Source organism: Arthrobacter sp. YC-RL1, assembly GCF_001454985.1.
Lineage (GTDB): Bacteria > Actinomycetota > Actinomycetes > Actinomycetales > Micrococcaceae > Glutamicibacter > Glutamicibacter soli.
In genome coordinates this window covers 1,161,458-1,175,176 of sequence record NZ_CP013297.1, presented here as the reverse complement: position 1 = coordinate 1,175,176, position 13,719 = coordinate 1,161,458, and the positions used below count along the sequence as shown (strand labels likewise).

Genomic DNA, 13,719 nt, shown 5'->3' with positions numbered 1-13,719 from the left:
TGTCAGAGTGGGTTCGGTCACGTCAACATCACCACCGAAACCGGCATCACGCAAGCACCCCAGGCCAGCCAATCGTCCGCTTAAATGCCCCGGCACCCGAAAGATGCTCTTTCGGGTGCCGGGCTTGACTATCTCCTAGGCGTTCGACATCGACCCGACCGGGGCCGTCCGGCCGAAGACCAGACGGTCCACCGAATAGGAGCCCGGGCCGGCCAAGGCCAGAGCCGCGGCAGCGGCAGCCAAGATGGCCACCAGCTCATATCCTCCGTTGTCGACAAAAATGCCGGCAGGAAGGTGGACCAGGAACAGCGCACCGAGCATATCCAAGGCCAGCAGCCCCGCGGCGACACGGGTCACCACCCCGAGGACCAACGCGATGCCGCCGGCGAGTTCAAGGGTGGCCACGGCGGGGGCCACCATCGAGGCCAGCGGGACGCCCATTTGCTCGAACGAGGCGGTAGCCCCATCGAGGGTGTACTGGAAAAACTTCTGCCAGCCATGGGCGGCCAGGATGATGCCGAGCACAACGCGCAGCACCAGCAGGGCGGCGGAGGTCATCGGCGGGTTGTTTCGGGTGGTCATGTCAATCTCCATCGGCGGATCTTCGGGGATGAGCGGCTTCGCAACAACTCGGGATCAACCCTATACTTAAAACTTGAAGCTTCAATGATAATTTTCTATGTCGTTCCTGTGGATTGACCCGCACATGGCAAAACCGCCCGGAAATGAACAATTTTTTTGTTCATTTCCGGGCGGCCTGCGGAATAAAGCGTCGCGACTACGGACGCTGCGTCGCTACAGCACCTTGGACAGGAAATCCTGGGTGCGGGCCTGCTGCGGGTTGCCGAAGAGGTCCTCCGGCTTGCCCTGCTCGCAGACCACGCCGTCGGCCATGAAGACCACGCGGTCGGCGACTTCACGGGCGAAGCCCATCTCGTGGGTCACCAGCACCATGGTCATGCCCGAGTCGGCCAACTCCTTGATCACCTGGAGCACCTCCCCGACCATTTCAGGGTCCAGCGCGCTGGTGGCCTCGTCGAAAAGCATGATGCCCGGGGACATGGCCAGCGCGCGGGCGATGGCCACTCGCTGCTTCTGGCCGCCGGAGAGCGAAGCCGGGCGGGCATCTGCCTTCTCCTTCAGCCCCACGCGCTCCAGCAGCTCCAGCGCCTTGGCGCGGGCCTCGGTGCGGTTCATCTTCTTCAGCTCCACCGGGGCCAGCATGATGTTCTCGGCCACCGACATGTGCGGGAAGAGGTTGAAGTGCTGGAAAACCATACCCACGTGGCGGCGAACCTCGTTGATGTCCACCTTCGGGTCGGTCACGTCGAAGCCGTCGACAACCACCGTGCCGGAGGTGATGTCCTCCAGCTTGTTCAGGCAGCGCAGCAGCGTGGACTTGCCCGAGCCCGACGGGCCGATCACGCACAACACCTCGCCCTCGCGGATCTCCAGGTCGATGCCCTGGAGCACGTTGTTGGATCCGAAGGACTTGTGCAGGTCGGTGACCTGGATCTTTACCTGCGAGTTCATCTCGCTTGCGGTGCTCACTTGTTGAACCTCTTATCGGCATAGTTGGCCAGCTTGGTCAGGGCCATGATGGCGACGAAGTAGATGACGCCCACGATCAGCAGGGTCTCGGTGACGCGGAAGTTCGCCGCGTAGATCTGCTGACCCTGGTAGAGCAGTTCGGCGAAGCCGATGGCCAGCAGCAGCGAGGAGTCCTTCAGGCTGATGATCAGCTGGTTGATCAGCGACGGGGTCATCATCTTGAAGGCCTGCGGGATCACGACCTTCTGCATGGACTTGCCGTAGCCCAGGCCCAGCGAGCGGGCGGCTTCCAGCTGTCCCGGATCCACCGACTGGATGCCGCCGCGCACGATCTCGGCCACGTAGGCGCCGGCGTTCAGCGACAGGGTGAGGATGCCGGCGGTCCAGACGCTGATGTCCCATCCGGTCAGCTGCGGCAGGCCGAAGTAGAACATGAACGCCCACAGCAGCAGGGGGGTGCCGCGGAAGATGTTCACGAAGGTGGTGGCGATGCCGCGCAGCACGATGTTGCCGGAGATCTTGAAGAAGCCGAAGATCAGGCCCAGCGCCATGGCGATCGCGAAGGAGATGGCGGTGACGCCCAGCGTATTGCCCAGACCGGTCATCAGCGCGGGGAACGACTTGACCGCCAGGTCGAAGAAGTTGCCAGGAGTGCTGGCGGTGGGGTCGGCCAGGTACTTGTCCAGGATCTTCTGGTATTCGCCGTTGGCCTTCAGCTCGGCCAGGCCGTCGTTGAAGGCGGCCAGCAGCGCGGTGTTCTCGCCCTTGTTCACGGCGAAGCCGTAGGAGCCGCCGGGCACCTTGTCGGTGACGGTCTTCAGGCCGTTGCCCTGCGCGATGCCGTAGGCCAGCACCGGGTAGTCGTCGAAGACGGCGACGGCGGAGCCGGCCTTGACCGACTCGTACATGGTGGCCGACTGGTCAAGGGACTTGACGGTGAAGCCGTATTGCTCGGCAATCGACTTCGCGTAGGTCTCGCCTTCGGAACCGGTCTTGGCGACAACGGTCTTGCCCTTGAGGTCCTCGTAGCCCTTGATGGCCTCGTCGTCCTTGGCCACCGCCATCTGCACGCCGGACTCGAAGTACGGCTCGGAGAAGTCGTAGATCTGCTTGCGTTCGTCGGTGATCGACATGCCGGCGATGACGCCGTCGACCTGGTTGGCGGACAGCGCGGCCAGCGCCGCGCTGAAGCCCAGCGAGCGGACTTCGACCTGGAAGCCCTCGTCCTCGGCGATGGCATGGAGGATGTCCATGTCGATGCCCGTCAGCTCGCCGTTCTGGCGGAACTCGAACGGGGCGAAGGTGGTGTCGGTGCCGATGACGTAGGTCTGGCCTTCGACGCTGTCGGCGCCCTGGGCCATGGACGCCGGGGCTCCAACCACCAGCGCCATCAGACCGATGGCCACGCCGGCGATCCACCGGGCAAGGCGACCTGTCCGGGTCGGTGTGTGTTTATTTTTCACTTATCTCAATCGCTTTCTCATGCTGTAGGGGCGAGTAACCCATGGGGCAGATTGATTCACTCTGCTTGCTAGCCTATGGCCAATGCGCGCATGTCGAAACCTTTTCCGCCCAACCGAGCGCGTCAGCGCACGAGGCCCTGAAGGCTGTCCGCGCTGAGCTTAGCGGCCTGCCAAACAGCGGACCGGTGGGATTGAATAGGTATATGACTCCAGAACCGCTTACCGCCAGCGCGCCGATCGCCGCGAAGAATCCAGTCACCCGCACCTTCCACGGGGACACCTTCACCGATGACTACGAATGGATGCGCGAGAAGACCAGCGAGCAGGTCCTGGACCACCTGAAGGCTGAAAACGCCTACACCGACGCGGTCACTGCCGACCAGGAGCCGCTGCGCCAGGCCATCTTCGACGAGATCAAGGCCCGCACCGTGGAGACCGACCTGTCGGTGCCCACCCGGCGCCGGGGCTGGTGGTACTTCACCCGCTCGGTCGAGGGCAAGCCCTACACCATCCAGTGCCGCGTCGCAGCGGAGCAGACCGGGGACCCGCGAGCCGACTGGACCCCGCCGGTCATCGACCCGGAAACCGCGCTGGAGGCCGAGCAGGTGCTGCTCGACGGCAACCAGCTGGCCGAGGGGCAGAGCTTCTTCGCGCTGGGCGGCATGGCCCTGAACGAGGAAAGCAACCTGCTGGCCTACTGCATCGACACCGCAGGCGACGAGCGCTTCACCCTCTACGTCAAGGACCTGGCCACCGGCCAGCTGCTGCCCGACGTCATCGAGGGCGTGTTCTACGGGTTGGCGTTCTCCCCCGATTCCTCGACGGTCTTCTACGTCGTGGTGGACGAGACCTGGCGCCCGCACCAGATCAAGGCCCACGTGCTGGGCACCGATCCCGCCACGGACACCGTCCTCTACCAGGAAGACGACCCGGGCATGTGGCTGGGCTTCGATTTGAGCACCGATCGGACCAAGCTGCTGATCTCCAGCGGCAACTCCGAATACTCGGAGACCAGCGTGCTGGATCTAACTGATCCGGCGGCCCAGGTGCGGCTGCTGGTGCCGCGCTCGCTGCGCCTGCTGCACGGGGTGGACCTGCTGCCCGGGACCGACGGCGCGGCAGTCATCACCCACGATTTCCAGGCGCCGAACAACATGGTGTCGATGGCCGGACTCGACCAGCTCGGCGAGCAGACCGAGCCCGCGCAGTGGCGCACGGTCATCGAGCACCAGCAGACCGTGAAGATCGAGGGCACCGTGCTGACCGGCACGCACCTGGTGCTCTCGGTGCGCCGCGACACCTGCGAGCGCGTCCAGCTCATCGCCCTGGACGGGCTGGGCACCGCCGCGCAGCAGGCGGCCCTGGAGCCGGCCTTCGAGGACGAGCTGTTCACCGCCTCCCCGACCTTCGCCTCGCTGGAAGCTCCGCTGATCCGCATCGGCTACACCGCGGACTTCACCCCCGCCCGCGTGTACGACCTGTGGCTCGAGGACCAGTCGCTGGTGCTGCGCAAGCAGACCCCGGTGAACAACTACGACGCCGCGGACTACCTGTCCACCCGCGAATGGGCCGTGGCGGCCGACGGCACGCGCATCCCGCTGACCATCATGCGCCGCGCGGACCTGGACACCTCGGTGCCCAACCCGGTGCTCATCTACGGCTACGGCTCCTACGAGGCGTCCATGGATCCGGGCTTCGGCATCCCGCGGCTGAGCGTGCTGGACCGCGGTGTCGTGTTCGTCATCGCCCATGTGCGCGGCGGCGGCGAGCTGGGCCGCGACTGGTACCTGCAGGGCAAGAAGCTGCACAAGAAGAACACCTTCACCGATTTCATCGACGCCACCAAGTACCTGCTGGACTCCGGGTGGGCCGACCCGCAGCGCCTGGTGGCGCTGGGCGGTTCGGCCGGCGGCCTGCTGATGGGCGCCATCGCGAACATGGCCCCGCAGCTGTACACCGCGATCGTGGCGCAGGTGCCGTTCGTGGACGCGCTGACCTCGATCCTGGATCCCGAGCTGCCGCTGTCCGCGCTGGAATGGGAGGAATGGGGCAACCCGATCGAGGACAAGGAAGTCTACGACTACATGAAGTCCTACTCCCCCTACGAGAACGTCACCGCGCAGTCCTACCCGAAGATCGCGGCGGTCACCTCGCTGAACGACACGCGTGTGCTCTACGTGGAGCCGGCCAAGTGGGTGGCCAAGCTGCGCGAGCTGAACACCGGAGAGCAGCCGATCGTGCTGAAGACCGAGATGGAAGGCGGCCACGGCGGCGCCTCGGGCCGCTACGAGTCGTGGAAGTCCCGCGCCTGGGACTACGCATTCATCTTGGACGCGCTGGGCTGCCGCGAGATCGTGAAGTAGACACCCACCACCGGAAAGACTGCCATGCGCCACATCCAGATCTCCGAGTACCGCCAGGATCCCGCCGTGCGCGAGCTGCTGGCGCTGGCCGCCGACCCGGTGGACGAGCCGGCCCTGCAGGAACTGATCGATGACTGCCGGCAGCTGCAGGTCCTGGCAGCCTTCGGCGCGGACGGCGGCCCGGTGGCGCTGGCAGCCTACCGGCTGGGCGACGAATACAGCCTGTGCATCGAGTACCTCGCCGTGCTCGGGACGCACCAGCGCCGGGGCCTGGCCTCGGCACTGGTGAGCCGGCTGCAGGAACTGCACGGCCGCTGCATCTGGGCCACCACCGACGCGGATGCGGTGGACTTCTACCGCGCGCTGGGCTTCCTCATCAGCGACAGCGCTGCGGATCCACGCTGGCCTGCGGCGCGCAGGCACCTGTGCACGCTGCCCTACGCTCCGCTGCTCGGCCTGCAGCCGACCTCGGACCCGGGCTACGAGGATGTCGATGGCGCACCCTCGCGCGGACTCATCGAGCTGGCCCCGGCGGATCCGCGCTGGCGTGGGGACTTCGAGAAGATCCGCGCGGCGCTGTCCGCAGCGCTGGGGTCCAGCGCCCTGGCCATCGAGCACACCGGCTCCACCTCGGTGCCGGGATTGCCGGCCAAGCCGCTGATCGACGTGGCCCTGCTGGTTCCCGATGCCGATGATGAAGGGCGGTACGTCCGGCAGCTGCGCGCGGCGGGCATGGTCTTCTGGCACCGGGAACCTGGCTGGTACAAGCACCGCATGTTCAAGCCCGGGGCCGGCACCGGGCTGGCGGCCGGCAACATCCATGTCTTCAGTCCCGGCAGCCCGGAGTTCCTGCGTATGGTCCTCTTCCGCGACCACCTGCGCGGCCACCGCGCGGACCGCGAGGCCTACGCCGCGGCCAAACGCGAGGCGGCCAGCCAGCTGGCGGCGACGCACGGGGCACAGGGGCTGGTGATGGACTACAACCGGATCAAGGAGCCTTTCATCCTTGACCTGCACCGACGGATTTTCGGCAGCTAAGACTTTTCCCCGCGATAGCCAGCCATTCGCAGACGATTCACCACCAGAACTTGACTTGCCTCACATTTTGTTATTACCTAATGATCGTTCGGTAAATAATTCGGCGAAGGAAGTCCATGAGCGAAACACAGGTCGAGAAACCTCTTCCGCACGCAATTCTCGAGAATGACTATGCCACGCAGTGGATGGGCATCGAGGTTGTCGAGGTCTCCGATGGCAAGGCCGTCATCACCATGGAGCTGAAGCGGGAGATGCTCAACGGCTTCGGCATCGCCCACGGCGGAATGATCTTCGCCCTTGCCGATACCGCTTTCGCACTGAGCTGCAACCCTCCCGAGGGGTCGGAGGACACGATCACAGTCGCCTCCGGAGTGGACATCAATTTCCTCAAGCCGGGCATCCCCGGACGCTTGTTGACCGCATCAGCACGCCGGGTCTCCCAGCAGGGCCGCAGCGGACTCTACGACATCACCGTCACTCAGCCGGGCCGCGACGGAGCCACCGAAACGGTGGCCGAGTTCCGCGGACGCTCACGAACCGTCCCGAAGCCCAAGAGCCGCTAGCCCTTTCCGCCACCACCACACGAAAGTACGAGCATGTCACAGAATATCGATCGCGACAGCCTGCCGAATCCGCTGGATGCAGAAGAGACCATGAGCCGTGATCAGATCGAATCGATCCAGCTCACCCGTCTGAAGGAAACCCTGCACCTGGCCTACGACAAGGTGCCGTACTACAAGGAAAAGTACGACGCAGCCGGTGTGCACCCGAACGACCTGAAGGAACTGGATGATCTAAAGATCTTCCCGTTCACCGAGAAGGAAGACCTGCGCAAGACCTACCCGTTCGGCATGTTCGCCGTGCCGCAGCACGAGGTCGCCCGCATCCACGCTTCCTCGGGCACCACAGGCCGCGCGACCGTGGTCGGCTACACCCAGAAGGACCTGGACGACTGGGCCAAGCTCGGTGCCCGCTGCCTGCGCCTGTCCGGCGTCAAGCCGGGCTGGAAGGTGCATAACGCCTACGGCTACGGCCTGTTCACCGGTGGCATGGGCGCCCACGCCGCGGCCGAGCGCCTGGGCACCACCGTGATCCCGATGTCCGGCTGCCAAACCGAGAAGCAGATCACCCTGATCAAGGACTTCGCCCCGGATGCCATCCTGTGCACCCCGACCTACCTGCTGACCATTGGCGACGCCATGCAGCGCCAGGGCCTCGACCCGCGCGACACCTCGCTGAAGGTCGCCGTGCTCGGCGCCGAGCCGTGGACCGAGGAAATGCGCCACGAGCTGGAAGAGATGTTCGGCATCGACGCCTGCGACATCTACGGCCTATCCGAGGTCATGGGCCCAGGCGTGGCCGGCGAATCACGCGAGCGCAAGGACGGCAGCCACATCTGGGAGGACCATTTCCGCCCGGAGATCCTGGACGCCTACGACCCGACGAAGGTGCTGCCGGACGGCGAGCACGGCGAGCTGGTCTTCACCTCGCTGACCAAGCAGGCGCTGCCGATCATCCGCTACCGCACCCACGACCTGACCCGTCTGATGCCGGGCACCGCGCGTCCGGGCCACCGCCGCATGGGCCGCATCACCGGCCGCAGCGACGACATGATCATCCTGCGCGGCGTGAACCTGTTCCCGAGCCAGATCGAGGAACTGATCTTGAAGGTGCCGGCCCTCTCCGCGCATTTCCAGCTCGTGCTCACCCGTCCTGACCGCATGGACCAGCTGGCCGTCAAGGTCGAGCGCCGTTCGGATGCCTCGGCCGAGGACGCGGCCGACGCCGCCAAGACCCTGGCCAAGCTGATCAAGATCCATGTGGGTTCCTCCTGCGCCATCGACGTGGTGGATCCGGAGACTCTTGAACGCTCCATGGGCAAGCTCAAGCGCATTTACGACCTGCGCAACAGCTAGCCGTCACGGAGACGTGAAATAATCGAGGAATTATGCAGACAACCCCAGCAGTGACCCCACCGGTCAAACGCGGCCGTCCCGGTTACGACCAGGAAACCGTGCTCCAGACCGCCGTCGAGGCGTTCAACGAGTACGGCTACGATGCAACCTCGATGGGCAAGCTCGCCGACCGGCTGGGCATCAGCAAGTCGGCGATCTACCACCACGTCCCCTCCAAGGAGGATCTGCTGCGCCTGGCGCTGGACGAGGCGCTGATCCCGCTGGAATCCATGATCGAGCAGGTGCACGGGCATGAGGGAAACGCCGACGAGCGCCTGGAATTCTTCCTGCGCTCCACGGTGCGCATCCTGATCGCCAAGCGTTCCTACGTGACCTTGCTGCTGCGCCTGCGCGGGAACACGGAGCTTGAGCGCGCCGCGCTGCAGCGCCGACGCCAGATGGACCGCGAACTCTCGCAGTTGGTGACCTTGGCGCAGCGCGAGGGTCAGCTGCGCGAGGACCTGGAGCCTCGCGCCACCGCCCGCCTGCTGTTCGGCATGATCAACTCGGTGGTGGATTGGTACCGCCTGGACGGCGTGATCGATGCGGTGACCTTGGAGAACCAGGCGATTTCGCTGCTGTTCAATGGCCTGCATGCGCTGCCCGAGGACCAGACCTCCTGAACCCCGGCGCTATCGGCCCCGGTTCTCCCTGCGGGGCGGGCCGGGGCCTTTGCCGTGCATCGAGGTGCACCGGGTTCCTGCGGACCGGACTGGCTGCCGCGCTTGTGTTCCTCACAGGATTCACAGCTAGCATCGTAGGGGTGCGTTTTGCTCCCGCGCAGCCGTATACAACTCAACACAAAGAAGCATCGTGGAATCAATTATTGATAGTCTCTTCCAGCTGTCCTTGAGCACCAGCTCTGGCGTGCAGATCCTGCTGTTCGCGATCAGCGCCCTGTTCGTGGTCATCGCCGCGTTGCTGCTGGCGCACCGCAACGACCTGGGCTGGTGGGCCCTGATCATGGCGGTATTCTCCGGACCGATCATCAGCGCCATGAAGTACGACCTGTACGCGCTGTTCTACGGCGTCCCGCTGCTTCTGCTGGCGATCTTCGGACTGTGGCGCTTCTCCCGATTCGAGCTCAAGGGCAAGTTCATCCGCATGGTGACCCGCACCCAGCTCACCGTGACCTCAGTGGTCGGCCTGCTGGCCGGCATCATCCTGCTGGTGGCCCTGCACTTCAACGTCTTCCTGTTCAACGGCAGCTACCTGAGCGCCACCCCGGAAGTCTGGGCCATGTACGTTTCCGACGCAGTGATCTTCGCGTCCTTCGTGCTAATCGCCCGCGGCGTGCGCAGTGGCTGGCTGCTGCTGGCCGCCGGCGCGATCTCCTATGTCGTGGTGTATTTCCTGGTCAGCCCGATGCTGGGCATGTTGGGCCTGTACGTGTTCACCGCCCTGGCGGCACTGTACGGCTGGTATCAGTGGCGCGCGCTGCCCCAGGCCTCGCAGCCGGTACCGACCCAGGAAGAGATCGCCCTGGAAGCAGCCGCCAAGGCCGCCTTGGACAAGCTGAACTCCGCAGACGACAAGTAAATACTTCCCGGAACAACACCACGCCGGCCTTCGAGAATTCTCGAAGGCCGGCGTGGTGTTTATGGCGCTACCGCGGAGCGGGGCTCAGCCCTGCCAGTTGGCGTAGGTGGAATCGGTCTTCTCCACCAGGGTCAGCACGTCGTAGGTGGCCACGATCTCGTCGTTCTGGTTGTGCAGCACGGCGTCCCAGGCGACCTCTCCGTACTCGTCGGTCACGCGTGGGGTGATCTTCTTGGCGGTCAGGGTCACGCGGATCGAGTCCCCGGCACCGACCGGGGTGATGAAGCGCAGGCTCTCCAAGCCGTAGTTGGCCAGCACGGGTCCCGGAGCGGGCTCCACGAACAGCCCCGCGGCCCAGGAGACCAGCAAGTAGCCGTGCGCCACGATGCCCGGGAAGAACGGGTTGGCTTCGGCGGCCTTCGCGTCGGTGTGCGCGTAGAAGGTATCGCCGGTTTCATTCGCGAACGCGGTGATTTCCTCGAGGCTCACCTCGCGCAGGTCTGAAACGAAGCCGTCGCCGATCTTCAGCTCGGCCAGCGACTTGCGGAACGGGTGCACGTTCGAGGCCTGGCCGCCGAACTTCTCGCAGCCGGCCAGCGACTGGGCCGCGCCGGTGTGCCACACGCCGGTCAGGGCAGTGAGCATGTTCGGGGAGCCCTGCACCGCGGTGCGCTGCATGTGGTGCTTGACCGAGCGCACGCCGCCCAGTTCCTCGCCGCCGCCGGCGCGGCCCGGGCCGCCGTGGACCAGGTGCGGCACCGGCGAGCCGTGGCCCGTGGTGCTGCGCGCGGTTTCGCGGTTCAGGATGTGCACGCGGCCGTGGTGGCCTGCAATGCCCAGCGAGAGCTGGCGCATGGCTTCGGCGTCATTGGTGCAGACGGTGGCGACCAGCGAGCCGGCGCCCAGCGCGGCCAGGGCCACAGCCTCGTCCACGGTGTCGTAGCCGACCACGGAGCTGACCGGGCCGAAGGCTTCGCGGGAGTGCAGGATCGGGTTGCGGGCGTCCTCCCAGCGCAGCACCATCGGGGCCATGAAGGCGCCCTGCTCGGCCACTGCGTCGGTGTCCGGAGCCACGCGGACCTTTGGCGCGTCCAGCGCGCCGTAGGCCAGCTCGCCGCCGGCGGCCAGCATATCCTCGACCGCGGCGCGCACGTCGCGCAGCTGGTCAAGGGAGGCCAGCGCGCCCATGGTCACGCCTTCGACGCGCGGGTCGCCGACGACCACGCGCTCGTCGATGCGCTTGCCGATGGCTGCGATGACCGCGTCCACCTGGCCGGCCGGAACGATGTTGCGGCGGATGGCGGTGCACTTCTGGCCAGCCTTGGTAGTCATCTCGTTGACGACGACCTTGATGAAGGCGTCGAACTCCGGGGTGCCTTCCACTGCGTCAGGGCCAAGGATGGCGGCGTTCAGCGAGTCGGTCTCGGCGCTGAAGCGTACGCCACCGTCGATGACGTTCGGATGGGCCTTCAGCTTGCTGGCGGTGGCCGCCGAGCCGGTGAAGGCGAACATGTCGCGGTAGTCCAGGTGGTCCATCAGGTCGCGGGCCGAGCCGGAGAGCAGCTGCAGCGAGCCGTCCGGCAGCAGGCCGGAGTCGAGCATCAGGCGCACCACGGCTTCGGTCAGGTAGCCGGTCGGGGTGGCGGGCTTGACGATGGTCGGCACGCCGGCGATGAAGGCCGGGGCGAACTTCTCCAGCATGCCCCAGACCGGGAAGTTGAAGGCGTTGACCTGGACCACGACACCGGTCAGCGCGGTGTAGATGTGGGTGCCCAGGAACGAGCCGTCCTTGCTCAACGGCTCGGTCGGGCCGTCGAGGATGACATTGCTGTTGGGCAGTTCGCGGCGGCCCTTGCCGGAAAAGGTGAACAGCACGCCGATGCCGCCATCGATGTCCACCATGGAGTCGATCTTGGTGGCGCCGGTCTTGTAGGAGATCTCGTAGAGGTCCTTGCGGTGCTCGTTGAGGTGCAGGGCCAGCTCCTTGAGCTTCAACGCGCGCTCGTGCAGCGAGAGCTTGGCCAGCTCGCGCTGGCCGGTGGTGCGGCCGTAGGCTACGGCACCGGCAACATCAAGGCGTTCCTTGGTGACGGTGGCGAGCAGCTCGCCGGTGTTGGCATCGAGTACTTCAGTGCCTCCCTCGGCTGCTGGGGTCTGCCATTGACCGGCAATGAAACTTGGGACTACACCAATCTGGGCTGTCGTCATCGACGCAATTCCTTCCTGAACGGTCGGTCAGTATTAGTGTTAACCATAACAGCAATGACGTGATCGACGACACCCGTAAAGGACCGCAAAAATGACCGACATGCAGCACCAGGCCCGGAACCTCGAACCATGGACGATTGAGCTGGGCGAATTGGACCACAAGATGGGTGTGCGCATCATCGAGGAATCCGTGGACAAGGTGGTGGCCACCATGCCGGTGGAGGGCAACACCCAGTCCTTCGGCCTGCTGCACGGCGGCGCCTCGCTGGCAGTGGGTGAAGCGGTGGGCTCCTGGGCCGCCGTGAAATTCGCCTCGACCTTCGGCAAGGTCGTGGTGGGAGTCGACGTCAACGCGACGCACCACCGCTCGGCCACCGAAGGGCTGGTCACCATCACGGCCACGCCGATCAAGCTGGGCCGGCGCATGACCAGCCACGAAGTGCTCATCACCGACGAGCAGCAGCGCCGCATCTGCACCCTGCGCATCACCAACCTGGTGGTGGATAAGCCCAAGCACTAGGCTCCTGCGCTCGGTTTACGCCGAGACAAGGAAAGAACGGCTGGCTACTCCGGGAAACGGAATCCCACGAACAAGCGGGCTCGCCATCGGCGGGCCCGCTTTCAGATGAAATCCGCGTGGAGTCCCAACACCTCAAGTTTTCCGAAGAGCAACAAGATCACCTAGGAATGGCGCGGAATATTTCCGCGGAGACTCTGGATTTCATCCCTTCTGCAAACCGCGGTGGAAACTACCCATCCACAACTCGGCCGAGGTGCTCGGGCAAGCGAATTTGGGAAAGCTCAATGACTGACTCGGACGTCTTGCGACCCAATCGGCGATCAAGCGCAACCTTAAGCTTGGCTGCTTCGATTTCCTCGCCCAGCACCCTGAAGACTTCTTCGGCGTTATTGGGGTCGTAAGTCCGCGCCCTAGGTGCGGTTGCCGGCTCCGACATGTTTTCCTCCTTTCACTCTTGGTCCCCATTGTCCCGCTCGGTTGATTTCTGGTCTACAGTTTCTTCCGACGCGGGATCCCCACCCCCGAGAAAACCAAACCTATTGGCATCCTGCAAAAGTAGCTGAATCTTGGATTCAACCAAACCCGTGTTGCCACCCTTCCAAACGGCATCAAGCAATATCTTGTCTGAATCGCTGGTAAGGGGACTGTCTACAAGTTGCTCCAATACTTCCTTCCCGAACTTTTTCATCGAAGGGTCCCGAGATGTGCTGGCTTCCAGCGCCCATTGGGTTCGCCGCCACCATTCGGAACGGGACTCATTGGCATTGGACGAGGCGAGAACTTTTCGTTGATGCGCAAGATTCAGCAAAGCAACCACCGCAACTACGGCCGCAGCAAGGAATGCGGCCCACGGAGCCAAGGCTTGCACGACAGTCCAGAAATTCGGCCCACCCGGTTCAAGTGCTTCCAAAGCGTCCACGCCTCTGTCAGCGATATCTCTCCAGAATGCCTCGTCGTCTTGGCCCAGAGACACGACCAGATCATCACCGCCGCGCGGGATTGAGTCACCAATGCCCATTTCCCGTGCTCCTTTCTTTACGATCATCCGCCGGTCAGCGAAGCTGATGGATCGAAATAGTGCC

Annotated in this window: 13 protein-coding genes; 7 read left to right on the top strand and 6 right to left on the bottom strand. The window is 64.6% G+C overall.

What is annotated here, in order from left to right; translation table 11 throughout:
* Positions 1-135: 135 nt before the first annotated feature.
* The 3 genes from ATC04_RS05440 to ATC04_RS05430 form a co-directional block, all read right to left on the bottom strand.
* Entirely contained in the window at positions 136-582 is a 447-nt protein-coding gene (locus ATC04_RS05440) for a DoxX family protein (protein WP_082123954.1), read from the bottom strand.
* A 213-nt stretch (positions 583-795) separates the two neighbouring features.
* Positions 796-1,533 (bottom strand): amino acid ABC transporter ATP-binding protein, encoded by a 738-nt coding sequence (locus ATC04_RS05435; RefSeq protein WP_047120861.1) that lies wholly within the window; start codon positions 1,531-1,533, stop codon positions 796-798.
* A 14-nt stretch (positions 1,534-1,547) separates the two neighbouring features.
* Positions 1,548-2,942 (bottom strand): amino acid ABC transporter substrate-binding protein/permease, encoded by a 1,395-nt coding sequence (locus tag ATC04_RS05430; protein ID WP_082124069.1) that lies wholly within the window; start codon positions 2,940-2,942, stop codon positions 1,548-1,550.
* 275 nt (positions 2,943-3,217) lie between these two features.
* Between ATC04_RS05430 and ATC04_RS05425 the strand changes: the two genes are divergently transcribed.
* The 6 genes from ATC04_RS05425 to ATC04_RS05400 all read left to right on the top strand — a co-directional run bounded on the left by ATC04_RS05425 (position 3,218) and on the right by ATC04_RS05400 (position 9,909).
* Positions 3,218-5,377: a S9 family peptidase gene (locus tag ATC04_RS05425; RefSeq protein WP_047119791.1), complete on the top strand. Its 2,160-nt coding sequence runs from the start codon at positions 3,218-3,220 to the stop codon at positions 5,375-5,377.
* Positions 5,378-5,401: 24 nt separating this feature from the next.
* Positions 5,402-6,415, top strand: coding sequence for a bifunctional GNAT family N-acetyltransferase/GrpB family protein (locus ATC04_RS05420; RefSeq protein WP_052772451.1), 1,014 nt, complete (start codon positions 5,402-5,404; stop codon positions 6,413-6,415).
* A gap of 116 nt (positions 6,416-6,531) precedes the next feature.
* Positions 6,532-6,978 (top strand): hydroxyphenylacetyl-CoA thioesterase PaaI, encoded by a 447-nt coding sequence (paaI, locus tag ATC04_RS05415; RefSeq protein ID WP_047119792.1) that lies wholly within the window; start codon positions 6,532-6,534, stop codon positions 6,976-6,978.
* A gap of 33 nt (positions 6,979-7,011) precedes the next feature.
* A complete protein-coding gene (locus tag ATC04_RS05410) occupies positions 7,012-8,331 on the top strand; it encodes an AMP-binding protein (protein ID WP_047119793.1) in 1,320 nt (439 codons plus the stop codon).
* Between the two features lie 32 nt (positions 8,332-8,363).
* Positions 8,364-8,993, top strand: a complete 630-nt coding sequence (locus ATC04_RS05405; protein ID WP_047119794.1) for a TetR/AcrR family transcriptional regulator — start codon at positions 8,364-8,366, stop codon at positions 8,991-8,993.
* A gap of 190 nt (positions 8,994-9,183) precedes the next feature.
* A complete protein-coding gene (locus ATC04_RS05400) occupies positions 9,184-9,909 on the top strand; it encodes a nicotinamide mononucleotide transporter (RefSeq protein WP_160309095.1) in 726 nt (241 codons plus the stop codon).
* Positions 9,910-9,993: 84 nt separating this feature from the next.
* On the opposite strand, the gene paaZ is transcribed toward ATC04_RS05400, so the two are convergent.
* Positions 9,994-12,117, bottom strand: coding sequence for a phenylacetic acid degradation bifunctional protein PaaZ (gene paaZ / locus ATC04_RS05395; protein WP_047119796.1), 2,124 nt, complete (start codon positions 12,115-12,117; stop codon positions 9,994-9,996).
* A gap of 91 nt (positions 12,118-12,208) precedes the next feature.
* Between paaZ and ATC04_RS05390 the strand changes: the two genes are divergently transcribed.
* Positions 12,209-12,637 (top strand): hotdog fold thioesterase, encoded by a 429-nt coding sequence (locus tag ATC04_RS05390; protein WP_047119797.1) that lies wholly within the window; start codon positions 12,209-12,211, stop codon positions 12,635-12,637.
* 229 nt (positions 12,638-12,866) lie between these two features.
* Here ATC04_RS05390 and ATC04_RS05385 read toward each other — a convergent pair whose 3' ends face one another.
* The gene (locus ATC04_RS05385) at positions 12,867-13,073 is read right to left on the bottom strand and encodes a hypothetical protein (protein ID WP_047119798.1); all 207 of its coding nucleotides are present in this window, start codon (positions 13,071-13,073) and stop codon (positions 12,867-12,869) included.
* A gap of 12 nt (positions 13,074-13,085) precedes the next feature.
* Positions 13,086-13,655 carry a hypothetical protein gene (locus tag ATC04_RS05380; protein ID WP_120989107.1) on the bottom strand — a complete coding sequence of 190 codons (570 nt, stop codon included), beginning with the start codon at positions 13,653-13,655 and terminating at the stop codon, positions 13,086-13,088.
* Between the last annotated feature and the right edge of the window lie 64 nt (positions 13,656-13,719).

Excerpts from the sequence above, each read along its gene's own strand:
- ATC04_RS05440 (WP_082123954.1), bottom strand. The coding sequence starts at position 582 with ATGACCACCCGAAACAACCCGCCGATGACCTCCGCCGCCCTGCTGGTG.
- ATC04_RS05435 (WP_047120861.1), bottom strand. The coding sequence starts at position 1,533 with ATGAACTCGCAGGTAAAGATCCAGGTCACCGACCTGCACAAGTCCTTC.
- ATC04_RS05430 (WP_082124069.1), bottom strand. The coding sequence starts at position 2,942 with ATGGCGCTGGTGGTTGGAGCCCCGGCGTCCATGGCCCAGGGCGCCGAC.
- ATC04_RS05425 (WP_047119791.1), top strand. The coding sequence starts at position 3,218 with ATGACTCCAGAACCGCTTACCGCCAGCGCGCCGATCGCCGCGAAGAAT.
- ATC04_RS05420 (WP_052772451.1), top strand. The coding sequence starts at position 5,402 with ATGCGCCACATCCAGATCTCCGAGTACCGCCAGGATCCCGCCGTGCGC.
- paaI (WP_047119792.1), top strand. The coding sequence starts at position 6,532 with ATGAGCGAAACACAGGTCGAGAAACCTCTTCCGCACGCAATTCTCGAG.
- ATC04_RS05410 (WP_047119793.1), top strand. The coding sequence starts at position 7,012 with ATGTCACAGAATATCGATCGCGACAGCCTGCCGAATCCGCTGGATGCA.
- ATC04_RS05405 (WP_047119794.1), top strand. The coding sequence starts at position 8,364 with ATGCAGACAACCCCAGCAGTGACCCCACCGGTCAAACGCGGCCGTCCC.
- paaZ (WP_047119796.1), bottom strand. The coding sequence starts at position 12,117 with ATGACGACAGCCCAGATTGGTGTAGTCCCAAGTTTCATTGCCGGTCAA.
- ATC04_RS05390 (WP_047119797.1), top strand. The coding sequence starts at position 12,209 with ATGACCGACATGCAGCACCAGGCCCGGAACCTCGAACCATGGACGATT.
- ATC04_RS05385 (WP_047119798.1), bottom strand. The coding sequence starts at position 13,073 with ATGTCGGAGCCGGCAACCGCACCTAGGGCGCGGACTTACGACCCCAAT.
- ATC04_RS05380 (WP_120989107.1), bottom strand. The coding sequence starts at position 13,655 with ATGGGCATTGGTGACTCAATCCCGCGCGGCGGTGATGATCTGGTCGTG.